This is a genomic window from Micromonospora sp. WMMD987, from assembly GCF_029581435.1.
Lineage (GTDB): Bacteria > Actinomycetota > Actinomycetes > Mycobacteriales > Micromonosporaceae > Micromonospora > Micromonospora rifamycinica.
The window spans coordinates 4,092,001-4,113,521 of record NZ_CP120861.1 but is presented as its reverse complement, the minus strand read 5'-3'; the positions used below and the strand labels follow the sequence as shown (position 1 = coordinate 4,113,521).

At 73.8% G+C, this 21,521-nt stretch carries 18 protein-coding genes; 8 read left to right on the top strand and 10 right to left on the bottom strand.

Features of this window, described 5'->3' with window-relative positions; translation table 11 throughout:
• Positions 1–68 precede the first annotated feature (68 nt).
• Complete coding sequence (locus O7612_RS17355; RefSeq protein WP_282265573.1) at positions 69–1,406, top strand: glycoside hydrolase family 43 protein; 1,338 nt, start codon at positions 69–71, stop codon at positions 1,404–1,406.
• Between the two features lie 47 nt (positions 1,407–1,453).
• On the opposite strand, the gene O7612_RS17350 is transcribed toward O7612_RS17355, so the two are convergent.
• Positions 1,454–2,470, bottom strand: coding sequence for a sigma-70 family RNA polymerase sigma factor (locus O7612_RS17350; RefSeq protein ID WP_282265571.1), 1,017 nt, complete (start codon positions 2,468–2,470; stop codon positions 1,454–1,456).
• A gap of 95 nt (positions 2,471–2,565) precedes the next feature.
• On the opposite strand from O7612_RS17350, the gene O7612_RS17345 reads away from it, so the two are divergent.
• The 5 genes from O7612_RS17345 (at position 2,566) to O7612_RS17325 (ending at position 10,982) form a co-directional block, all read left to right on the top strand.
• A complete protein-coding gene (locus tag O7612_RS17345; RefSeq protein WP_282265569.1) occupies positions 2,566–3,396 on the top strand; it encodes an alpha/beta hydrolase in 831 nt (276 codons plus the stop codon).
• A 170-nt stretch (positions 3,397–3,566) separates the two neighbouring features.
• Positions 3,567–6,653, top strand: coding sequence for a VWD domain-containing protein (locus O7612_RS17340; RefSeq protein ID WP_282265567.1), 3,087 nt, complete (start codon positions 3,567–3,569; stop codon positions 6,651–6,653).
• Positions 6,654–6,980: 327 nt separating this feature from the next.
• Complete coding sequence (locus O7612_RS17335; RefSeq protein WP_282265565.1) at positions 6,981–7,520, top strand: flavin reductase family protein; 540 nt, start codon at positions 6,981–6,983, stop codon at positions 7,518–7,520.
• 89 nt (positions 7,521–7,609) lie between these two features.
• A complete protein-coding gene (locus O7612_RS17330; RefSeq protein ID WP_282265563.1) occupies positions 7,610–9,157 on the top strand; it encodes a PQQ-dependent sugar dehydrogenase in 1,548 nt (515 codons plus the stop codon).
• A 121-nt stretch (positions 9,158–9,278) separates the two neighbouring features.
• Positions 9,279–10,982, top strand: a complete 1,704-nt coding sequence (locus tag O7612_RS17325) for a hypothetical protein (protein ID WP_282265561.1) — start codon at positions 9,279–9,281, stop codon at positions 10,980–10,982.
• A 17-nt stretch (positions 10,983–10,999) separates the two neighbouring features.
• On the opposite strand, the gene O7612_RS17320 is transcribed toward O7612_RS17325, so the two are convergent.
• The 5 genes from O7612_RS17320 to O7612_RS17300 form a co-directional block, all read right to left on the bottom strand.
• Complete coding sequence (locus tag O7612_RS17320) at positions 11,000–12,415, bottom strand: DUF6297 family protein (protein ID WP_282265559.1); 1,416 nt, start codon at positions 12,413–12,415, stop codon at positions 11,000–11,002.
• Position 12,416: 1 nt separating this feature from the next.
• Positions 12,417–13,034, bottom strand: a complete 618-nt coding sequence (locus O7612_RS17315) for an ABC transporter ATP-binding protein (protein ID WP_282265557.1) — start codon at positions 13,032–13,034, stop codon at positions 12,417–12,419.
• A gap of 83 nt (positions 13,035–13,117) precedes the next feature.
• Entirely contained in the window at positions 13,118–14,041 is a 924-nt protein-coding gene (locus tag O7612_RS17310) for a carbohydrate ABC transporter permease (protein ID WP_282265555.1), read from the bottom strand.
• Positions 14,038–15,063, bottom strand: coding sequence for an ABC transporter permease subunit (locus O7612_RS17305; protein WP_282265553.1), 1,026 nt, complete (start codon positions 15,061–15,063; stop codon positions 14,038–14,040). The genes O7612_RS17310 and O7612_RS17305 overlap by 4 nt, the downstream gene beginning before the upstream one ends.
• Positions 15,060–16,739 (bottom strand): extracellular solute-binding protein, encoded by a 1,680-nt coding sequence (locus O7612_RS17300; RefSeq protein WP_282265551.1) that lies wholly within the window; start codon positions 16,737–16,739, stop codon positions 15,060–15,062. The genes O7612_RS17305 and O7612_RS17300 overlap by 4 nt, the downstream gene beginning before the upstream one ends.
• A 175-nt stretch (positions 16,740–16,914) precedes the next feature.
• Here O7612_RS17300 and O7612_RS17295 point away from each other — a divergent pair, with 175 nt between their 5' ends.
• Entirely contained in the window at positions 16,915–17,445 is a 531-nt protein-coding gene (locus O7612_RS17295) for an adenylate kinase (protein WP_282265550.1), read from the top strand.
• A 13-nt stretch (positions 17,446–17,458) separates the two neighbouring features.
• On the opposite strand, the gene O7612_RS17290 is transcribed toward O7612_RS17295, so the two are convergent.
• The 3 genes from O7612_RS17290 to O7612_RS17280 all read right to left on the bottom strand — a co-directional run bounded on the left by O7612_RS17290 (position 17,459) and on the right by O7612_RS17280 (position 19,558).
• On the bottom strand, positions 17,459–18,301 hold the full coding sequence (locus tag O7612_RS17290; RefSeq protein ID WP_282265548.1) for a hypothetical protein: 843 nt from the start codon (positions 18,299–18,301) through the stop codon (positions 17,459–17,461).
• Positions 18,291–18,803 (bottom strand): sigma-70 family RNA polymerase sigma factor, encoded by a 513-nt coding sequence (locus O7612_RS17285; protein WP_282265547.1) that lies wholly within the window; start codon positions 18,801–18,803, stop codon positions 18,291–18,293. The genes O7612_RS17290 and O7612_RS17285 overlap by 11 nt, the downstream gene beginning before the upstream one ends.
• Before the next feature lie 119 nt (positions 18,804–18,922).
• Positions 18,923–19,558: a hypothetical protein gene (locus O7612_RS17280; protein ID WP_282265545.1), complete on the bottom strand. Its 636-nt coding sequence runs from the start codon at positions 19,556–19,558 to the stop codon at positions 18,923–18,925.
• Positions 19,559–19,930: 372 nt separating this feature from the next.
• Between O7612_RS17280 and O7612_RS17275 the strand changes: the two genes are divergently transcribed.
• Positions 19,931–20,545 carry a dihydrofolate reductase family protein gene (locus O7612_RS17275; protein ID WP_282265543.1) on the top strand — a complete coding sequence of 205 codons (615 nt, stop codon included), beginning with the start codon at positions 19,931–19,933 and terminating at the stop codon, positions 20,543–20,545.
• A gap of 148 nt (positions 20,546–20,693) precedes the next feature.
• Here the strand turns inward: O7612_RS17275 and O7612_RS17270 are convergent, their stop codons facing one another.
• Entirely contained in the window at positions 20,694–21,467 is a 774-nt protein-coding gene (locus O7612_RS17270) for an ankyrin repeat domain-containing protein (RefSeq protein ID WP_282265541.1), read from the bottom strand.
• Positions 21,468–21,521: the final 54 nt, after the last annotated feature.

The following is a 21,521-nucleotide window of genomic DNA, read 5'->3' as shown; positions in this document are numbered from 1 at the left end:
AACACCTACGAAAAGCCCCGGCAACAGGGCAGAATGACGTACGTCGATCTATGTGGAAGGGTGTGTCGATGGGACGTCTCCGCCACGCCGCTCTGGCGGCGGTGCTCTGCGTACTCGGTGGCCTGCTGGTGGCCGTACCCGCGCGGGCCAACGCCGCCGGGCCGGTCCCGCACTACCTGATGACCGCGTTCACCAACAGCAGCGAGTCCAACATGTACGTCTACGACTCGGCCGACGCCACCCGGTTCACCCTCCAGCGGGCCAACGCCTACACCCCGCCGTCCGGGCTGGTCCGCGACCCGAGCGTCATCCGGCACACCGACGGCTACTACTACCTGGTCTACACCACCGGCTGGACCGGCAACACCATCGGCATCGCCCGCAGCAGCGACTACCTGAGCTGGACGTTCCAACGCAACGTCACCATCGGCGTCGCCCCCGCCAACGGCAGCACCTGGGCGCCCGAGTGGTTCGTCGACAGCGACGGCAGCGTGCACATCGTGGTCTCGGTGTCCCAGACCGGCACGGCCGGGCAGTTCCAGCCGTACCGGATCACCGCGACGAACTCCGCGCTGTCGGCGTGGAGCGCCCCGGCCGCGCTCAACGGCATCGGCACCAACCACATCGACAGCTTCATCGTCAAGGTCGGCAACACCTACCACAACTTCATGAAGAACGAGACCACCAAGTACATCGAGCACGCCACCGCCACCGCGTTGACCGGCCCGTGGAGTTGGGTCGGCACCGGCAACTGGGCCGGTTGGGGGGCGGGCCTGGAAGGCCCCGCCCTGGTCCGGCTGCCCGACAACCGCTGGCGCATCTACTTCGACCAGTACGGCGCCGGCCGGTACTACTCCGCCGACAGCAGCGACCTGTACGGCTTCACCGGCAAGACCGAACTGGCCGGCCTGTCCGGCACGGTGCGGCACTTCACCGTGCTGCGGGAGAGCGTCGGCGACAGCTCCGCCCCGCCCACCGGCAACCGCTCGCTGCGCTCGGCGAACTTCCCCGACCGGTACGTCCGCCACCGCGACAACGTCGCCCGCATCGACGTGCTCACCGGTGGCAGCCCACTCGGCGACCGGCAGGACGCCACCTTCCAGATCGTCCCCGGGCTCGCCAACGCCTCCTGCTACTCGTTCCGCGCGGGCAACGGCTCCTATCTGCGGCACTGGGACTTCTCGATCCGGCTCGCCGGCAACGACGGCAGCGCCGTGTTCGCCGGGGACGCCACCTTCTGCAGCCGCACCGGACTGGCCGGGGGCGGCAGCTACTCCTTCGAGTCGTGGAACCATCCGGGCCGCTACCTGCGGCACTACGACTACGTGCTGCGGGTCGACCCGTACGCCGCCGGCAGCACCTTCGCCGGGGACGCCTCGTACACCCTCACTACGCCGCTAGCCTGAGCGGACCGACGCGCCGGCCGGTGGGTGCAAGTCACGCCCACCGGCCGTCAGCGGGTGGCCGGCAGGCCGAACGCCGGGAACAGCGCGCCGTCGAGGAACGACGTGAGCTGGGCGATCCGCCCGTCACGCACCGTCAACACCGTGATCGACCAGGGCAGGTACGGGCCGGTGTCGCCCGCGCGCAGGTAGTTGGCCACCGCCGGTTGGCCGTTGGCGGCCACCGGCACGTGCCGCCACCCGCCGCAGCTGCCCAACGGCATCGCCCGCGCGAAGTCCAGCACCGCGTCGAGGCCGGCGTACCAGTGCGGCAGCGGCGGCATCGCCCAGGTGACGTCCTCGGTGAGCAGGGCGACCAGGGCGTCGGCGTCACCGTTCTCCAGCGCGGTGGCGTAGCCGGCGGCGACCGCCCGTAGCCGGGTGTCGCCGAGCGCCCGCCGGGTCCGCTGCTGGCTGTGGGCTGGCACCCGGTCGGCGACGACCCGGCGGGCCCGCGCCAGCGCCGAGTTGACCGAGGCGGCGGAGGTGCCCATCATGGCGGCGATCTCGGCGGCGGTGAAACCGAGCACGTCGAACAGCAGCAGGGCGGCGCGCTGGTTGCCGGGCAGGTGTTGCAGCGCGGCGACGAACGCCAGCTCGACGGCCTCCCGCTGCTCGTAGCGAGCGTCCGGGGCGGCCGGGCCGGCGGCCACGGCGGCATCCGGGTACGGGCCGAGCCACCGGACGTGCCCGGCGGCGGCGCTGTCCGGCACGGCGTGCGCGCTGGCCGGTCCCAGGTCGACCGGCAACGCCCGCCGGCCCCGGCCGGCGGCCAGGTCCAGGCAGGTCCGGGTGGCCACGGTGTAGAGCCAGGTCCGCAGCGAACTGCGTCCCTCGAACCGGGGCAGTGCCCGCCAGGCCCGCAGCAGCGCCTCCTGCACCGCGTCGTCGGCGTCGAACGGCGAGCCGAGCATCCGGTAGCAGTGGGCGTGCAGCTCCGCCCGCAGCGGCCCGACCAGCGCGGAGAACGCGGCGTCGTCCCCGCCCCGGGCACGGGTCAGCGTCACGTGGTGGTCGTCGGTCGCCATGCCGGCGAGAATAATCCGCGCGACCGACGATTCCGCCGCCCGCGGGGAGTCTGTACCGGGCAAGCACCACACCTGGACACCCGGAGGACCCCGAGATGAGCAGTCCCACCACGACGCCAGTGACCACCGCCACCCTCGACGTCCCGGACGGCACGCTGTACTTCGAGGTACGCGGCAGTGGCCCGCTGCTGGCGCTGGTCGCCGCCCCGATGGACGCGCGGGCCTTCGGCCCGCTGGCCGACCTGCTCGCCACCGACCACACCGTGCTCACCACCGACCCGCGGGGTATCCGCCACAGCCGGCTGCACGACCCCGAGCAGGACTCCACGCCCGCGCTGCGCGCCGACGACCTGGCCCGGCTGCTCGCCCACCTCGACGCGGGGCCGGCGACGGTGCTCGGCTCCAGCGGTGGCGCGGTCACCGTGCTGGCGCTGGCCCAGCACCACCCGCAGGCGGCGCACACCGTGATCGCCCACGAACCGCCGTTGCTGCTCCTGCTCGACGACCGGGCCGAACTCCTCGCCCGGGAGGACGAGATGGTCGCGACCTACCGGCGCGGGGACCGGCTGGGCGCGTGGCGTCTGTTCCTCGCCAACGCGAACATCACCATGCCGGAGGAGGTGGTCCAGGGGATGTTCGGTCACACGCCGGACCCGCAGGACGCCGCCGACGAGCGCTACCAGTACCTGCACACCCTCCAGGGCACGACCCGCTACGAGCCGGACGTCGCCGCGCTGCGCGACGGCCCGACCCGGGTGCTGGTCGGCCTCGGCGCGGATTCGGCCGGGGAGCTGTGCGACCGCAGTTCCCGGGCGTTGGCCGCCGCGCTGGGGGTGTCGCCCACCATGTTCCCCGGCGGGCACCTGGGCTTCGCCGACGACCCGGCCGGCTTCGCCGCCCGGCTGCGCGAGGTCGTCGCCGGGTAACCGTCGCGGGCCGGCGGGGCGGTCGCGAGCGGGTGGACGGCCGCCGGGCGCGGGTGGACGGCCTGCCGAGCCGGTGGACGACCGGCGGACCGGGGTCCGGACACCGCGGCGGCGACCGATCCGCGACAGTCGCGGGCGGTACCGGGAACCCCGGCCCTAGAGTGCCGGCCATGACGGTGATCGTGCGACTCGGCGGCGGGCTCGTCGTCCTCGTGGCGGCGCTGGCGTCGGGGTCGGCCCCGGCCCCGGCCCACGCCGGGCCGGCCGGTGCGGGTCTCGGGCTGGAGCTGCGGACGGTCGCGCCCCGGTACCTGCCGGGCGAGCCGATCCGGCTGACCCTCGCGGTCACCAACGCCACCGGCGCGACCTGCGCGCTGGCCACGGTGGCCGACGGCACGGTGCGGGTGACCTCGGTCCGCCGGGACGGGCAGGACCTGGTCCCGGCCCTGGGCCGCAGCTTCTACGGCGACGGCATCGCGGCCGCCGCCACCGCCGGCCCGGCGACCGTGGAGCCCGGGGGCACGGCGACCGTGTCGCTGGTCAGCGTCCGGACGCAGGACGGTGCCGACGCCGGTGCCGTGGTGCTGCGGTCGGTGGCGGCGACCCCGGACGGCGGTGGGCTGGACACCCGCTGGCCGGTCGGGGCACCCGGACGCTACGAGGTGACGGCGGCCTACACGGCACTGCCGGTGACCGGGCTCGACGACACCTGCACGGGGGCGACGGCGCTGCGGACCGTCAGCTTCACCGTCGGTGACGGCACCCCGGCTGCTCAGCGCTGGTGGCGCTGGCTGCTCGGCGGTGGGGTGCTGGTGCTGGTCGTCGGCGCGTCGGCGGTGCTGCTGCGGCGCGGTCGCCGCCGCCCGGCCGCCGTGACGGTGGCCCTGGTGCTCGTCGGCGTCGGGACGGTCGTGGGTGGCACCGGCCGACCGGCCCGGGCGGACTACCAGGTGGACCCCACCTCCGGGGTACCGGTCAGCGGCGTCGACTTCCCGGCCGCGGTCGCCGGCTGCCTCCAGGGGTTCGCGGCGGCCGGCGGCGACCCGGCGGGCATCCTGCCCCGGCTCAGGGACGCCGGGACACCCCGGGTGCGGATCGTCCCCACCCCCGGCGCGTCGGGCTCCTTCGAGACCCCGGACAGCAAGGACGGCAAGGGCTCGTCGACGGTGGCCTGGAACCCGACCTCGGTCGAGCCGTACGGCGACGGTGTGGCCCGGGATCCCTGCGCGGCGCTGTACCACGAGCTGAACCACTCCGACGACATCTCCCGCGACACGGTGCCGAAGGGGGACTGCGGGGGCACCGGGATCAAGGCGGCCGAGGTCAAGGCGACCCTGGCGGAGAACAGGTACCGGGCGGCCAAGGGCCTGCCGCCGCGCATCGAGTACGACGGCAAGGCCCTGCCGAAGAGCTTCGACGAGTGCAGGAAACCCGCGAAGAAGACCCCACCGCCGAAGGGGCCGGTCAAGCTCTGCGAGGACGGGGCGGACTGCGGCGGCAGCAACGGCGACCCGCACCTGGTGACCTTCGACCGGCACTACTACGACTTCCAGGCCGTCGGCGAGTTCGTGCTGGTCGACGCGACGGCGGGGGAGCCGCTCGCGGTCCAGGTCCGGCAGGGCCCGATGGGGGACTCGCGGACGGTGTCGGTCAACACGGCGGTCGCCGTGCGGATCGGCGCGCACCGGGTGGCCCTCACCCTGGTCGACGGCGCTACCGAGGTACGCGTCGACGACGCCGTCCGGGTGCCGTCCCCGGGGCGCACGCGACTGCCCGGCGGTGGCACGCTCACCCGCCGGGGTTCCGACACCGGTGCGGCCGACGGCTACGACCTGGGCTGGCCCGACGGTTCCGCCGTCGCCGTCGACCAGATCGGCCCGTACGGCTACCGGGTGCTGGCGAAGCTCGCCCCGGGCCGGGCCGGGAAGGTGCGCGGGCTGCTCGGCGACTTCGACGGCGACCCGGCCGACGACGTCGCCACCCCCGCCGGTGCCCCGCTGGCCCAACCGGTGCCGTTCGGGAAGCTCTACCCGTCGTACGCGGACGGTTGGCGGGTCACCCGGGACACCTCGCTGTTCTCCTACGCCGACGGCCGGGACACCGGGTCGTTCACCGACCGGGACTTCCCGGCGAAGGCGGTGAGCGTGGACGACCTGGATCCGTCGCGGCGGGCACAGGCCGAGCAGGTGTGCCGGTGGGCCGGCGTCACCGACCCCTGGCAGCTCGCCGAGTGCGTCCTCGACGTCGGCGTGACCGGCCGCCCCGAGTTCGCGGTCAGCGGCGTCGGCACCGAGCGGGTCGCCCCACCGGCCGCCGCGCCGATCGCCGCGACCCCGGTCGCCACCGGAGCGCTGACTCCGGGCGGCGGGCCATTGGCCTTCCCCGGGCGGGCCGGTGACGCCGTGTTCGTCGACGTCACCGCGCCGGGCCTGGCCGACGGGTGTTCCCCGTACCGGCTGCTCGACCCGACCGGCACGGAGGTGGCCAGCGGCTGCCAGATCGCCGGCCGTGGTCACATCGACCGCACCGACCTCACCGGCGACGGCACGTACACGGTGGTGGTCGACGCCTCCGCCGGTGGCACCGGGCGGGCGGCCGTGCGGGTCTACAGGGTCCGCGACGTCACCGGCACGCTGCGTCCGGACGCCCCGGCGGTCTCCGCGGCGATCGTCGATCCGGGCGGTCGGGCCCGGTACCGGTTCACCGGCGTCGCCGGTCAGCGGGTCTTCGTCGAGGTGCCGGAGAGCACCCTGCCGGACCAGTGCTCCCCGCTGGAACTGCTCGGTCCGCAGGGAACACGGCTGGGCGGCGGCTGTGTCGTCAACGGCAGCGGTGACGTCGACGGCACGGTCCTGCCCGTGGACGGCACGTACACGGTGCTGGTGGATCCGGTGGACCGCACGGTCGGCACCGTCGCGCTACGGCTGTTCGTCACCCGCGACCGGGTCGACGCGATCACCGTCGACGGCCCGCCGGTCGTCGCGGACGTCGACCGGCCGGGCGTCGTCCGGAGCTACCGGTTCACCGGTACGGCCGGCACGTCGGTGACCGTGGCGGCCACCGACGCCACCCTGCCCGACCAGTGCTCCCCGGTGGAGCTGCGCGACGCCGGAGGTGCGGTGCTCGGGTCCGGCTGTGTGGTCAACGGCGTCGGTGGCATCGCGGCGACGGTCCTGCCGGACAGCGGTGTCTACACCGTCGTGGTGGACCCGTCCGGGGCGGCCACCGGTACGGTCACCCTCACCCTGCGGCGGTGACCCGTTGCCGGCCGGTGGGTCGTCGCCGCAGGTGGCAGGGGTACGGGTGGGTCGGGTGCGGGGTGCCGCCGCGTCGTCGCCGACGGCCGGGCCGGTGCGGCGGACGGCCGGGGGCCGGCGGTCGCGCGGCGGCGTACCGGCACCGGCGTCGGCACGGGGCTTGAAGTCCTATCCCGGGGATAGGAAAATCCATCCATGCTGCTCGTCAGGCGTTCCACCTCCTGCCGGTCGTCGACCTGATGCGGGTCGCCGCGCACCGCTGTCCCGGACCCCCCACCACCGTCTGAACGGCCGTGCCGTCCGATCCGCCCGCAGGAGGCCCGTGAGATGACCGCGCCCGCTCCTCTCCCACCGCCGGTCGAGGCCGACGCGGACACGTTGCGTACGGTGCTGCGGCACCAGGCCAGCACCGTCACGGTGATCACCGCGCCCGGCGCCCCGGCGGTCGGCTTCACCGCCACCTCGTTCACCTCGGTGTCGCTGGCCCCGCCGATCGTCTCGTTCTGCCTGGACCTCGGCGCGTCGAGCTGGTCCACGGTGGCCCGGACCCGGCACGTCGCGGTGCACCTGCTCGCCGGCCACCAGCAGGAGCTGGCCCGTACCTTCGCGACCAGCGGCATCGACCGGTTCGCCGCACCGACCCGGTGGCGGGTCGGGCCGGAGGGGGTGCCGATCCTCGATGACACCCTGGCCTGGCTGCTCTGCCGGGTGGTCGAGCGGGTGACCGTCGGGGACCATGCGATCGTGCTGGCCGAGCCGGAGCTGATCCGGCACCCCGGGGCCGGGTCGCCGCTGCTGTACCACCGTGGCCGGTACGCCGGCCTGGCCGGCGTACCGGAGGGGGCGTCGCGCCGTCCCGCCGCGTGACGACCGGCCCGGCGGGCCGGTCCCGGTGGCGGGTGGGCCGGTACCAGCTATATTGACGAAAATCGTTCAATGAGCTGGAGGTGCCCGACGTGAGACTCCGTCCGATGGTGGCGGCGACGGTCGTGGCGGGTCTCGCCGTGGCCGGCGTCGGCACCGCGACGCTCGCCGGGGCCGCGCCGGCCGCACCGCCGCCGGGGGTCGCCGCCCTGGCCGTGGGCGACTTCGACTTCACCCGTCCGCAGGTGGTGGCCAGTGGTCTGACGGTCCCCTGGGGGATGGACTTCCTGCCCGACGGCAGCGCCCTGACGGCGTTGCGCAACTCGGGCCAGGTGCTGCGGGTCCGTCCCGGTCAGACGCCCGAGCAGGTGGCCCAGATCGCCGGCGTGAACGCCACCGGCGAGGGCGGGCTGCTCGGCCTGGCGGTCTCTCCCGGGTACGCCCAGGACGGGTACGTCTACGTCTACCTCACCACCTCCACGGACAACCGGATCGTCCGGTTCCGGCTCAGCGCGCCACAGAACCAGGAGCCGGTCCTCACCGGGCTGGCCCGCGCCAGCACCCACAACGGCGGCCGGATCGCCTTCGGGCCGGACGGGATGCTCTACGCCGGCGTCGGTGACGCGGGGCAGACGGCCAACGCGCAGAACCCGCAGAGCCGCAACGGCAAGATCCTCCGGATGCGGCCGGACGGGTCGGTGCCGGCGGACAACCCGACGGCCGGCTCCCTGGTCTACAGCCTCGGGCACCGCAACGTGCAGGGTCTGGCCTGGGACGCCCAGGGGCGGCTGCACGCCGCCGAGTTCGGGCAGAACACCTGGGACGAGGTCAACCTCATCGTGGCCGGCGGCAACTACGGCTGGCCCACGGTCGAGGGCCGGGGCAACGACCCCCGGTTCCGGGATCCGCTGGTGGTGTGGTCGACCGCGGAGGCCTCCCCGAGCGGCGCGGCGATCGCCGGCAACCGGCTCTTCGTCGCGGCCCTGCGGGGCACCCGGCTGTGGAACGTGCCGCTCACCGGCACCGGCGGGGTCGGCACGCCGACCGCCGAGCTGACCGGGGCGTACGGCCGCCTGCGGACCGTCGAGTACGGGCCGGACGGCTGGCTCTGGGTCACCACCAGCAACCGGGACGGGCGGGGTTCCCCGGCGGCGACCGACGACCGGATCCTGCGCTTCCCGCCGCGGGACGCCACCCCGCCCCCGACGACGCCCCCACCGACCACCCCGCCCCCGACCACCCCGCCACCCACGACGCCGCCACCCACGACGCCGCCACCCACGACGCCGCCCCCGACCACGACGCCTCCGGGCACCCCGCCGCCGGTCTCGTGCCGGGTCGTCTGGCAGCCCAACCAGTGGAACGGCGGGTTCACCGCCGAGGTGTCGATCACCAATCTGGGCTTCCCGGTCACCAGTTGGACGCTGACCTGGTCCTTCGCGGCCGACCAGCGGATCACCAACGCGTGGAACGCGCAGGTCACCCAGTCCGGTTCCGCGGTCACCGCCCGTAACGCCGCCTGGAACGGCAGCGTGCCGCAGAGCGGCACGGTCAGCTTCGGCGTCCAGGGCACCTCCGGCGCGAGCAACCCGCGCCCGGCCGCGTTCCAGTTCAACGGGGGTGTCTGCCTGGTCCAGTGAGCCGCGACGGCGGCCGGTCCGGGCACCCCGGACCGGCCGCCGTCCGCCGCGCCGCCCGGGTGGGCCGGGGTGGCGCGGTCGCGTCCTCGCCGAACGCACCGCCGTCGGTCGAACCGGGGCAATGTGCCGGTTTCGCCGACGCCGGCCGTCGTTCCGGTGGAGCCTGCGAGGGACGCGATCGCGCACGGTGCGGCGGAACGGGGTGGTCTTGAATCGAAGGTTCGTCGGGCTGCTGCTGGTGACCGGCCTGGTGCCGATGGTCGAGGCCACCGTGCTGGTCGCCCTCGGATTCCGGGCCGCCCAGGGCGTCCCCCCGCAGCTCACCGCCCTGTGGCCGTACGACACCTACCACGACCTGCGGTGGCTCTACGTCTACCACCGGTCGTGGTGGGAGTTCGCGCTCTGGCTGACCTACGTGCTGGTCGCCCGGGGCCTGTTCACCACCGGCCTGGTGCTGCTGGCCTGGCCGGTCGGGGTGCCCCGCCCGTCACTGGGCTGGCTGCTGCGCCGCAACGTCGTGCTCGGTGTGCTGGTCGGCGGGTTCGTCGCGCCCTGGGCGGCGATCTCGGTGGCGGCGTCGGTGGTCGCCCTGTCCTGGGTGCTGCTGGCGTCGCTGCTGCCGATGTTCCTGCTCGCGCCGTTCCTGCAACGGGTGGCCGTGGTGGAGCACTGGTGGCGGGGGTTGCCGTCGGTCTCGCTGGTCGGCTGGTCGCTGCTGAACTTCGTGGTGCTGACGGTGGCCGGCGCGCTGTGCTGGGTGGTGCCCGGCTGGTGGACGGTGCCGGTGGCCGGGGTGGCCGGGGCGCTCAACGGGCTGCTGTGGAACCGGACCGTCCGGGCGGCGCTGCGGCCCTCGCGGCTGCGCTGGGCCCGGGTGCCGGTGACCCCGCTGGCGGCGCTGCTGGCCGTCGCCGTGCCGCTGGTCATCCCGCCGGTGACCGAGCTGGTCCCGGGCAACGAGCAGTGGATCAGGGCGGCGGTGCTGGAACGCCCCCTGCCCGCCGCGGTCACCCACGCGGTGATCGTGCTCACCGGCTACGGCTCGGACTACGGCGGTGAGCAGCCGTCCGACCCCCGGGTGCAGCGCTTCTCCTACCGGGGCCTCGACGCCGACGGCAGGCCGCTGGCGTACCGGTCGGTGGACACCACCCGGTCGATGGCGGACAGTGTGGCGCTGCTCACCCGGCAGGTGGAGCTGCTGCACCGGCGCACCGGGCGGCGGGTGGCCCTGATCGGGGAGAGCGAGGGGGCGATGGTGGCCCGCACCTATCTCGAGCGGCGGCGTGACCCGGCGGTCGACATCCTCGTCATGTTCAGCCCGTTGATCTACGCCGGTCGGGCCTACTACCCGCCCCCGCACCACGACGAGGGGTGGGGGGTGGTCACCGGCTGGCAACTGCGGGCCATCTTCGGGCTCGCCGACGTCGGCGGCGGCCCGGACGAGCCGTTCATCCGGTCGCTGCTCGACGACGCGCCGTTCTACCGCAACCGGCTGATGTGTCCCGTGCCGGGGGTCCGGATGGTCGCCTTCCTGCCCACCGCGACCGCCACCGAGGCGCCACCGGGGGAGTACACCAGGATCCCGGTGTACCAGATCCCCGGCGTGCACGGTGGCCTGCTGGACCGCAGGCTGCTCCAGGACCGGTTGATCGACTTCCTGCTCGGCAAGCCGATCGCCCACACCCGGGCCGAGTACCCGCTGATGCAGAGCTTCGCCGCCGCCTGGCAGGCGCCGCCGCTGCTGATCGCGGCGAACCCGGCCTGGGCGGGCAACCGGCAACCTGACCCGGCGTTCACCGGGAAGGTCTGCCTGCCGGCCCGCTGAGCGCCCGGCCGCCGCCGTCACCCCGTGAGCAGGTGGACGACGACCAGCACGGCGACCAGGTCCGGGCCGCGTAGCACCTGACGGACCAGGTCGACCGGCACCATCGCGAACGGGGTGCTGACCATCGCCCCGCCGTACCGCATGGGTGGGCGGGTGCCGGCCCGGAAGGCGGCCGTCACGACCCCGAGCAGCAGCACCGCGTCGAGCGGGACGGGCACCGGCCGCAGCGCCGGCAGGGTGGCCAGGTACCACACGGTGGCGCCGACACCCGGCACGACGAGGTGCGTCAGCCGCAGCAGGGTGTCGGTGCCGCCGAGGGACCGCCGCAGGCCCGCCGACCGGCTCACCGCGCGCAGCCCGCCGGTGAGCCGACCGGTCGCCAGGTACGCCAGGACCAGGTGCGCCGGACCCGCGACCGACGGCAGCGCCACCGCGACGGCGTACATGGCCAGCAGTGCCCCGGCCCAGCCGACGAGGGCACCCCGACGGCGCGACAACCGGCGTACCTCCGCCTGGAGCAGCACCACGAACCGGCCGCCGGCCCGCAGGGGCCGGCCGCGTACCAGGCCGACCGCGCGCCACCGGCGGCTCTCCACCAGCGCGGCGAGCAGCGACGGGTCCAGCAGCACGGCGGCGGTGGCGGCGGCGTTGGCGAACTGCGCCCCCGTGGTCAGCGCCGCCCGGTCCACCCGGGGCAGCCGCCGGTACGCGGTGACGGTCGACCCCAGCGCGACCGGCAGCAGCACCTGGACGACGACGGGGGTGAGCGGCACCGGCGGCTGCGGAAGGGACCACCCGGTGGCGTGCCCGAGCACCACCAGCACCGCGATCGTCGCCCCGGCGGCGGACAGGCCGACGCCGAGCCGTCCCGCCCAGCGGGGCGTGGGGGCCGTGCCCTGGGCGATGACGGCCCATGCGGTCGCGGTGGCCCCGCAGGTGAGGCCGGCCAGCGCCGCCCAGCCCAGGTCGGCGGGGCGGTCGCGGCCACCGGCGTACGCGGCGGTCACCGCCAGCAGGCCGACACCGACGGCGCCCCCGCCGACCAGGCCGCCGAACCGGGGGAGCAGCCACGCCCCGCGGTCCACCGGGGAGCTGACCAGCCAGGCCTGGGCCGCCGGGGTGACCAGCAGCGGCCCGGTCAGCCGCAGGCCCCACCAGACGAGCCCGGCCCCCGCCGTCGCGGCGGCCACGGCGATCCAGTACCGGTCGCCCGGGTCGGTGCCGGTGACCTGCGGGGCCGCCAGGTGGTCGCGGATCGCGGCGACCGCGAACCAGCCGTACAGGGCGACGAACAGGACCACCACGTAGGCGTCGGTGAGCACCTCGCCGAGCGAGCCGGGATGGTGCCGGCGGCGGGCCCGTCGCAGCCGGCTACGCAGTTGCCGGGGCGTGGGCGCGACCACCGCTGGCGGGAAGGTCCCGGTCGCCGTCACCTCAGCCGCCGATCTCGATCCGCCGGTCGGCGACCGTGTCGATCAGGTCGGTGTCGTGCGACGCCATCAGCACCGCCGTGCCGGCCGCCTTCTCCCGCAGCAGCCGCTGCGCCAGCCAGGCCCGGCCCCGCACGTCGAGGCGCTGCTCCGGCTCGTCGAGGACGAGCAGCCGGCGGGGGCGTACGAAGCAGGAGGCGAGGGCGAGGCGGCGGCGCTGCCCGCTGGACAGCGTCGCCGGAAGCTGGTCGCGGGCCGGTTCGAGACCCAGCTCGGCCAGCACCTCCGCGACGGGCTCGGCGGTTCCCCCGTGGGCGTAGGCGAGTAGTTCGAGGTGTTCCACGACGGACAGGTCGGGAAAGAAGTCGATGTCGTCGAGGGCGGCGGCGACCGCCGCCCGGATCCGGGGGTCGGTCTCGTCGCAGCGCCAGCCGTCCAGCCGCACCTCGCCCTCGTCCGGCCGGTCCGCCCCGACGACGCAGCGCAGCAGGGTGGTCTTGCCGGAGCCGTTGGGCCCCACGACGACGGCTATCTGACCCGCGTCGATCTGGAAGCGCACGTCGTCGAGGACGACCAGCGCGCCGAACCGGCGGGTCAGCCCGCGTACGGCAAGGGTGCTCACGACCGCTCACTCTCGCACGCGGGCCGCCGTCCGCGCCGCCCCGGCTGCCGTTTCCCCGCCGCCGCCCCGGCCCGCCGCGACGGTCAGCCCTTGACGGCGCCGATCAGGACGCCCTTGATGAAGTGTCGTTGGATGAACGGGTAGACCGCGACGATCGGGGCCACGGTGAGCACCACCACCGCCATCTTGATCGCCTCGGTCGGTGGCATGGTGACGCCGGTGTTGCCGCCGGAGGTGTGCGGGGCCTGGCCGGCCAGCAGGTAGCTCTGCAGGACCCGCTGGATCGGGTACATGTCGTTGCGGTCGATGAACAGCAGCGCGTCGAACCAGACGTTCCAGTAGCTCACCGCGTAGAACAGCCCGACCACGGCGACGACCGCCCGGGACAGCGGCAGCACGATCCGGACCAGGGTACGGAAGTGGCTGGCCCCGTCGACCCGGGCGCTGTCCAGCAGCTCCTGCGGGATGCCCTGGAAGAAGCCCCGCACCACCACCAGGTTGAAGACGCTGATCGCCGGGGGCAGGATCAGCGCCCAGATGGTGTCCTTGAGGCCCAGCCCGGTCACCACCAGGTACTTGGGCACCAGCGGCGGGTAGACCAGGAACGGGACCAGGAAGTAGACCAGCAGCCAGCGGTAGCCCACCGACCGCGGCTGGGACAGCCCGTACGCGGCGAGGACGGTGACGGTCAGCGCCAGCGCGCTGCCGATGACGGTGACCAGCGTGCTGATCCACAGCGCCCGGGTGACCGCCCCACCGGCGAAGATCGTCTCGTAGGCCGCGGTGTCGATGCCCCGGGGGATGACGACGAGGCCGCCGGTCTCGGCGAGGGTCTCCCGGGAGGACAGGCTGGTCACCAGGATCACCCAGAGCGGGAAGAGCACGCTGAGCACGAGCAGGCTCAGGAAGGCGGCCTTGAGCCCCTGCCCGATCCGGGTCGGCGGTTCCTCCCACACCGGTCTCCGGTCGCGTCCGGTGCGTGCCCGCAGTGCGACGGTCTCGGTCATTTCGAGTAGATCCCCCGTTCGCCGAGCAGGTGCGCTACCCGGTTGGCGGCCAGGATCAGGCCGAGCCCGATCGCGGCCTTGAACAGGCCGGCCGCCGCGCCGTAGCCGTAGTTCCCGGTGGCGATGGAGAAGTGGTAGACGAAGGTGTCGAGCACCTCGGCGGCCTGCCGGCCCACCGCGTCCCGTTGCAGCAGGAACTGTTCGAAGCCGACCGAGAGCGCGTCGCCCAGCCGCAGGATGAGCAGCAGCACGATCACCGGGCGCAGGCCGGGCAGGGTGATGTGCCACAGCCGCCGCCACCGGCCGGCGCCGTCGGCCGCCGCCGCCTCGTAGAGACTGGTGTCGATGGTCGACAACGCGGCGAGGAAGACGATGGTCCCCCAGCCGACGTCCTTCCAGACCGCCTCGGCGGTGACCAGGATGATGAAGGTGTCCGGGTTGGTCATCACGTTCCACGGCTGCATCCCGGCGTCGCGCATGGTCTGCGCGAGCAGGCCGGCACCGCCGAACATGGCGACGAAGAAGCTGACCACCAGCACCCAGCTGAAGAAGTGCGGCAGGTAGACGACGGTCTGCACGAAGCCGCGCCACCGGCTGGACAGCAGGTTGTGCAGCATGATCGCCAGGAAGATCGGCAGCGGGAAGAAGAACACCAGTTGGAACGCGGTGATCGCCAGGGTGTTGCGCAACGCCTCCCAGAAGGCCGAGTCCTCGAACAGCAGCTGGAACTGCCCGAAGCCGATCCAGTTGCTGCGCGCGAACGCCTGCAACGGGTTGTCGCCCAGGTAGGGGTTGTAGTCCTGGAAGGCGATGACGTTGCCCACGATCGGCAGGTAGCTGAAGACCAGCAGGATGAGGAAGCCCGGCGTGACCATGGCCAGCAGCTGCCAGTCCCGCCGCAGCCGGGTGCGCAGCGGCACCCGGCGCGCGCGTGCCGGGCGGAGGCGGTGTCGCGCCCGGGTGGGCCCGTCGGGCCGGGTCCGGTCGGACCCGGCCACGACGGTGGTGTCGCGAGTGGTCATCGCCCGGCCTTGGGCAGCGACTTGGCGAGCAGCTCCCGCGCTTCCTCGCCCCCGCTGGCCTTCCACTCCCGCACGATGGCATCGACGTCGGAGAGCGGCCGGCGGCCGCGCAGGAGGTCGGTGAACTTGTCCTCGGTGGGCACCTGGTTGGCCTTGTACGCGGCCGGCATCTCCAGCTTCACCCCGTCCCAGGGGTCCTTCTCCAGGTACTTCACCATGGCGTTGGAGTAGTTCAGCAGGTCCGGCACGTAGTTCGGGGTCTCCGGGTACGGGCCGATGGTGGGGTTGCGCCCGCTGATGAAGAAGTACTGGTTGGCGATCTCCTTGAAGGCCAGGTCGGTCTTGACCGGCCCGTTCGGGGTGCTGGTGTGGTGCTTGCCCGCCACCCCGTAGTCACGCAGCTGCGCCTCCTGCGTGCCCAGCGGCGCGGAGCACCAGTTCATGATCCGCAGCAGTTCCTCGACCCGCTCCTTGCCGACCCCCTTCTTGACGAAGGTGAACGAGATCGGCTCGTCGTCACCCCAGACCAGGGGGTCGCCGCCGGTGGCGGAGAAGACCGGCACCGGCTGGATGTTCAGCTTGGGGTTGACCTTCTGGTGCTCGGCCTGGGAGCCCTGCCAGAAGCCCACGCCGTTGCGGGTGAAGACGATCGCGCCGTTCTTGGCGAACAGTTGGGCGCTGTCCGCGCCCTTGCTGGCGATGATCTCGGGGTGGACCAGACCGTCCTTGTAGATCTTGGCCATCACCTCCAGGGCCTGCCGGTACTCCGGGGTCTCGTACTTGAACTCCGGTGTCCCGTCGGCCTTCAGTCGCCAGCCCTGCTTGGAGGCCGGCACCTTGTGGTACATCTGGATCATGTCGAAGACGTTGTCGAACGCCCACACCTTCTTGGTCGGGTCGGTGACCTGCTTGGCCACGCTGAGCAGGTCGTCGAGCGACGCCGGCACCGCCAGCCCACGCGCGTCGAGCAGGTCCTTGCGGGTGAACAACGCCCAGGGGAACGGCCCGTCGGTCGGGTTGGGCACGGCCATCAGCCGCTCGTTCCACAGCGAGTTGCGCCAGGCGCCGGTCGGGAACGAGGCCAGCATCGGGTACGCGTCGGCCGCGTCGCCCTTGAGGTGGTCGGTGAGGTCCTCGAAGAGCACCTTGATCGCCTCGGAGAAGCGCGGGATCTTGTCCACCTCCCAACCCGGCACGCAGAGCAGCTCCGGGATGTCCCGGGCGCCGAGCATCGCGTTGAGCTTGTCGGCGTAGGTGTTGCCGTCCTGGATGGTGAAGTTGACCGGGGTGCCCAGCTCGGCGTTCACCGCCTGGAGGTAGGCGCTCTGGGCGACCCCGGGCGGGGCCGGACCCCACGCCGGGGTCATCGCGGTGATCTCCTTGCCGCTGGTGCCCGGCCGTTCGGTGATCGCGTCGACCAGCGAGGTGGGGTACTTCGTGTAGCCGTCGGGCACCGGGCGGGTGCCGATGATGTCGGGCTTGATGCTCTGCGCGAGGTCCTTGCGCGTCGGCAGCAGGTCGGCGTAGGAGTCCAGGTTCTGCGCGGCGCCGGAGCCGGCCGGCTTCTCGGAGCACCCGGCGAGCAGGGGGCCGCCGGCGATGGCGGCCGTGCCGAGGCCGACCAGGCCGAGGAAGTGTCGGCGCGAGGCTGTCGAGCCGGGTTCATGGGGTGTCACAGGTCCCCCTTCGAGAAGGGTCGGTGGCGGATTCGCCGGTTGGGGCAGGTTAGTTGGTCTGGATGTTAAACAAACTAATGGACGGCGGGAGATTCCTACAAGGGGCATCGATGTCCCGACCCGGGCGGCGTCGTCACGGCGGGCGGTTCCCGGGCCGGCTGCGTAGGCTCCCGGCATGAGCGCACCGTCCCGCATCCTGGTCTACGGGGTGTACGGCGCGGGCAAGTCCACGCTGGCGGCGGTGCTGGCCGACCGGCTGCGGCTGCCCTGGTACCCGGTCGACGACCTGCTGTGGCGACCCGGCTGGGTGGAGGTGCCGGTCGACCAGCAGCGCGGCCGGATCACGCAGATCTGCCGGGAGGAACGCTGGATCCTCGACGGGGCCTACCACGGGTGGCGGGACGTGCCGCTGGCCCGGGCCGACCTGGTCGTCGGCCTGGACTACCCGCGCTGGCGCTCGTTCGGTCGGCTGCTGCGCCGTACCGTGCGCCGGCTGGTGACGGGGGAGGAGATCTGCAACGGCAACCGCGAGTCACTGGGCAGCGTGCTGTCCCGGGACTCGATCCTGGTGTGGCACGTCGGCGCGTTCGCCCGGGCCCGGCGACGGATGCGGGCCTGGCAGGCCGACCCGTCCGGGCCACCGGTGCTGCTGTTCCGCTCCCCGGCGGACCTGGACCGCTGGGTGGCCACGCTGCCCCGACGGTGAGCGGCCGGGACCGTCACTGCTCGGGCGCGGGCCCGTTGTCCACGAACCGGAACACCGTCTCCAGCGGGGCGTCGCCGAGTTCCTCCAGGATCAGACCGCGCTGGGCGGAGTACCGGAGGTACGCGGAGTTGTTGCTGAGGGCGTAGGTCCGCTTGCCGCCGTCCGAGCCCTGCACCACGATCGAGAACAACTGCCGCGGTTCGTCCGGTGAGCAGGCGGCCGCCACGACGGTGAGCGGATCGGAGCCCGCCGACCGGACCTGCCAGCAGTCCCGGTCACCCTCGGCGTCCGGTTCGGCGGTGCGGACCAGATAGGTGCCGGCCCCCTGGGGCACGAACACGAACAGGCTACGCCCCTCGTCGCCGTCGACCTCGCCGAGACTGCCGTCGTCGAGCAGGGACACCACGGACTCCGTCGCGTCGGGCCGCAGGAGGACGTACCGGCGCTGTCCGAGCCGTAGCGGGTCGGCGGACGCCGAACTCTGCGACCCGCTGGGGGTGGCGCTGGGCGTGGCACTGGGGGTGGCACTGGGCGACCCGGACGTCGGTTCCCCGGTGACCGGGGTGCTCGGGGCCGGGTCGGTGGACGAGGTGGCCCCCGTGGTCGGATCCGCCGTCGTACCGCCCGGACCGGCGGGCAGGGTGGTGCGCGGCCCTGCGGCGAGGTGGACCACGGTGGCACCGGCCCCCACCGCCCCCAGCACGGCGATCCCCAGCGCGGCGGTCGCGATGTGCCGACGCCGACGCCGGCTGTCGCCGCGTCGACGGACCTCGGCGACGGTGGCGAGCCGACCGGTCTGTCCGGCCTGTCGGGCCAGCCCGCGCAGGGCCTCGTCGAGCATGTCGTCAGGCCCCATGGCTCCTCCCGGCCGTCGTCTGGTGTCCGTCGTCGCTCAGGTACCTGGCCAGGGCCTGGCGGCCCCGGGCCAACCGGGTCTTGACGGTGTTCGGGTTCGCCCGGGTCTCCGCGGCGATCTCGGCCACGCTGAGGCCGACCAGATGGTGCAGCACGACGGCCCGGCGCTGCTCGGAGGGGATGTGCCGTAACGCGTCGACCAGCACCACGTGGTCGACGGAGACCGGTTCCACCTGCTGCCCGGTCGCCTCCCGCCGGTGCGCCGTGACCCGGTTCACCGCCTTGCGCCACGCGCTCACCGCCACCCGGTAGGCGACCTTGCGGACCCACGCCTCCGGGCTGTCGCACTCCCGCACGGTCGACCACCGGCCCCAGGCGCGGGCGTACGCCTCGGCCACCGCGTCCTCGGCCTCGGACCGGCTGCCGAGCATCGCGTACAGCTGCCCCAGCACCCGCTGGGCCGACGAGGCGTAGAAGGCGTCGAACTCCTCGGCGTCACGCATCGATCAAGCTCTCCACCCGCCCGGTCGCCGCCGCGCCCGGCCCGGGGTCCGCCGCACCCCGCGTCGGCCCGGTCGGATCGGACGGTACGGCGCTCCCGTCCGGTCCGACCGGCCTGCCGTCAGCGGTTCGCGGGCGCAGGTCCGTTGTCGTTGAACCGGAAGCTGCTGGTCGGCGGGGCGTCACCCAGCTCCTCGAGGATGAGGCCGGAGCGTGCGGAGTCCCGAAGGAACGCCCCGGCGTTGCTGATCAGGTAGGACGGTGTGGTGCTGGTCGCGGCGAAGATCTCGAACTGCTGGCGGGGATCGTCGGCCTGGCAGGTGGCGGCCCGGACCTCCAGCGGCCGGGTGTCGCCCGGATTATGCACCCGCCAGCAGAGCGGGCCGACACTGGCCCGGGAGTACGCCTTGATGAGGTACTTCCGTCCGGCCACCGGGGTCGGCACGAAGAGCTGCCGGCCCTGGTCGTCGTCGACCTCGGCCAGCCGCCCGGAGTCGGTCAGCGACAGGCCGCTCTCGAACGCGCCGACCCGGACGATCGTGTACTGACGGTTGCCCGACAACCCTCTCGGGGCGCTGCTCGTCTTCGGTGGCGTGGCGGACAACCCCACCGGGACGCTGTCCGTCACGCCCGTCGTGTCCTGGCCCGCCGGCGGTGCGCCGGCTCCGGCCCCGGGCGGGGTGTCCACCGCGCAGGCCGCCAGTGCTCCGGTCAGGGCCAGCAACCCGGCACCCGCGAGCCATCGTTTCATCGACATTGTCCACTCCTCCACCTGGGGACGTGGTCGGCAGGTCCGTCGTCGCACCGGTCCGGTGCCGACGTCGTTGCCCGACTCACCCCTCAGGACGTCCGGCACGGCCGCCCGGTTTCACCGCTGCCCCTCGGTCTTTTCGGCACCGCCGGTGTCGCCGTGGGCGGAACCGGGCGACGGGCGCGTCCGCCGGTGTCGGTGGCCCGGTCGCGGGGTGCCCGGACGGCTCGGCCCCGACCCGACGCCACCGCCGCGCGCACCGGGGCGACACCCTGCGCGGCGACACGCGGTGCCGCCCGACGGCCGGCCCGGCCGGCAGTTTTGGGATGCTGTGACGGTCCAGCAAGCGACCTCACCCGACTCGAAGGGACCTTTCCGATGGCAAAGGTCATCTCCACGCTTTTCACCTCGGCCGACGGCGTGGCCGAGATCGACCCGGACTGGCACTTCCCGTACTTCGACGACAACATGGGCCGGGCCGTCAGCGAGGACTACGACGACGCCGACGTGCTCCTCCTCGGCCGGGAGACCTACGACAGCTTCGCCGGAGCGTGGCCCGACCGGGAGGCGGCGGGTGGCGACGACGCGCCCTTCGCCAAGCAGCTCGGTGACCTGCGTAAGGTGGTCGTCTCGCGGCAGTCCCGGGAGTTGCCCTGGCGCAACTCCGAGCTGCTCGACGGCGATCTCCTCGAGGTCGTCGCCGCGCTCAGGAACGACACCGGCATCGGTGGTGTCCTCATCCCCGGGTCGATCTCCGTCGTGCAGCAGCTGCTCGCCGCCGGGCTGGTCGACGAGCTGCGGTTGCTGGTGCACCCGGTGGCGGCACGGAAGGGCCGCAAGCTGTTCGACGACGGTGACGCGCCGTACCACCTGCGGGTGACCACGGCGGAGGTGTTCCCGACCGGGGTGATCCGGGTCGTCTACGCGCCCGTCGAGACGCCCGCCGCGGTCGGCTACGACGAGGCCAAGGAGAACCTGCCGGCGGGAGAATGACCGCCCGGCCCGCGCGGGCCGCCCCGTCGCGCGCCACCGGCGTCGCGGGGGTGTGCGGCCGACGGCCCGCGCGGCGACCCGGCCGGCGACCGGCCAGGGGGGTGGGCCGGCCGGCGGGTCGAGTCGGCCGGCGTACCGGCCGGGAAGGTCAGCCGGGCGTGCGGCGGTCCAGCTCGGCGGCGGTGACGGCGCCCCGCGCCCGCAACCAGACGACCAGCTCGGTGGCACCGCGCCGGACGGCCGCGTCCAGGGCGGTGCGGTGCTCCCACGGCGCCACCCGGTTGAGCCGGGCGCCCCGGTCCCACAGATATCCGGCGCAGGACCGCCGGCCACCGTGGCAGGCGCCCCAGAACGCCACGTCGATCTCGTCCGCCGCCGGTGGGGTGCCGCCGCCGAAGGTCCGTTCCACCCGGTCGAGCAGGCCGAGCGTGGCCGCGTCGGTGAGGGTGGTGCGGGCACCCCGGACGACTAGCCGGTACGCGGCCCGCCACTGGGCGAAGGCCCGCGCGTCGGCGAGCGGGGTGCCACCGGCGATCACACCCCCGGGTGCCTCGATGTCGGCACCGGCGTCCAGCAGCGCGTCGACGACGTCCACGTCGTCGCAGCTGGCGGCCCAGTGCAGTGGGGTCTCCCGGTGCGGCCCGGCGAACCGGGCGTCGACGTCGGCACCGGCGGCGTTCAGGATGGCCACGGCGGCGGCACCGTGCGGAACCCGGCCGGGCCAGTCGGTGACGACGTGCAGCAGGGTGCGGGACACGGGGCCGCAGGCTCCACCGGCGTGGTCGACGAGGCGCGCGGTGGCCAGTCCCGGGTGCGTGGTGAGCAGCCGCCGCAGCGTGGTGAGGTCACCGCCGCGGATCGCCCCGGTCACCGCGACCGCCAGCGGATCATCGACCGGAAGCCGCAGCGGGTCACCTGTCACGGTCGCGACCCTACCCGGCGTCGCACCGGGTCCGGTGGTGATCACCCTGGCCGG

Bases quoted from the DNA above. Each gene is read 5' to 3' on its own strand.
- O7612_RS17355 (WP_282265573.1), top strand. From the start codon at position 69: ATGGGACGTCTCCGCCACGCCGCTCTGGCGGCGGTGCTCTGCGTACTC.
- O7612_RS17350 (WP_282265571.1), bottom strand. From the start codon at position 2,470: ATGGCGACCGACGACCACCACGTGACGCTGACCCGTGCCCGGGGCGGG.
- O7612_RS17345 (WP_282265569.1), top strand. From the start codon at position 2,566: ATGAGCAGTCCCACCACGACGCCAGTGACCACCGCCACCCTCGACGTC.
- O7612_RS17340 (WP_282265567.1), top strand. From the start codon at position 3,567: ATGACGGTGATCGTGCGACTCGGCGGCGGGCTCGTCGTCCTCGTGGCG.
- O7612_RS17335 (WP_282265565.1), top strand. From the start codon at position 6,981: ATGACCGCGCCCGCTCCTCTCCCACCGCCGGTCGAGGCCGACGCGGAC.
- O7612_RS17325 (WP_282265561.1), top strand. From the start codon at position 9,279: ATGTGCCGGTTTCGCCGACGCCGGCCGTCGTTCCGGTGGAGCCTGCGA.
- O7612_RS17310 (WP_282265555.1), bottom strand. From the start codon at position 14,041: ATGACCGAGACCGTCGCACTGCGGGCACGCACCGGACGCGACCGGAGA.
- O7612_RS17305 (WP_282265553.1), bottom strand. From the start codon at position 15,063: ATGACCACTCGCGACACCACCGTCGTGGCCGGGTCCGACCGGACCCGG.
- O7612_RS17295 (WP_282265550.1), top strand. From the start codon at position 16,915: ATGAGCGCACCGTCCCGCATCCTGGTCTACGGGGTGTACGGCGCGGGC.
- O7612_RS17290 (WP_282265548.1), bottom strand. From the start codon at position 18,301: ATGGGGCCTGACGACATGCTCGACGAGGCCCTGCGCGGGCTGGCCCGA.
- O7612_RS17285 (WP_282265547.1), bottom strand. From the start codon at position 18,803: ATGCGTGACGCCGAGGAGTTCGACGCCTTCTACGCCTCGTCGGCCCAG.
- O7612_RS17280 (WP_282265545.1), bottom strand. From the start codon at position 19,558: ATGTCGATGAAACGATGGCTCGCGGGTGCCGGGTTGCTGGCCCTGACC.
- O7612_RS17275 (WP_282265543.1), top strand. From the start codon at position 19,931: ATGGCAAAGGTCATCTCCACGCTTTTCACCTCGGCCGACGGCGTGGCC.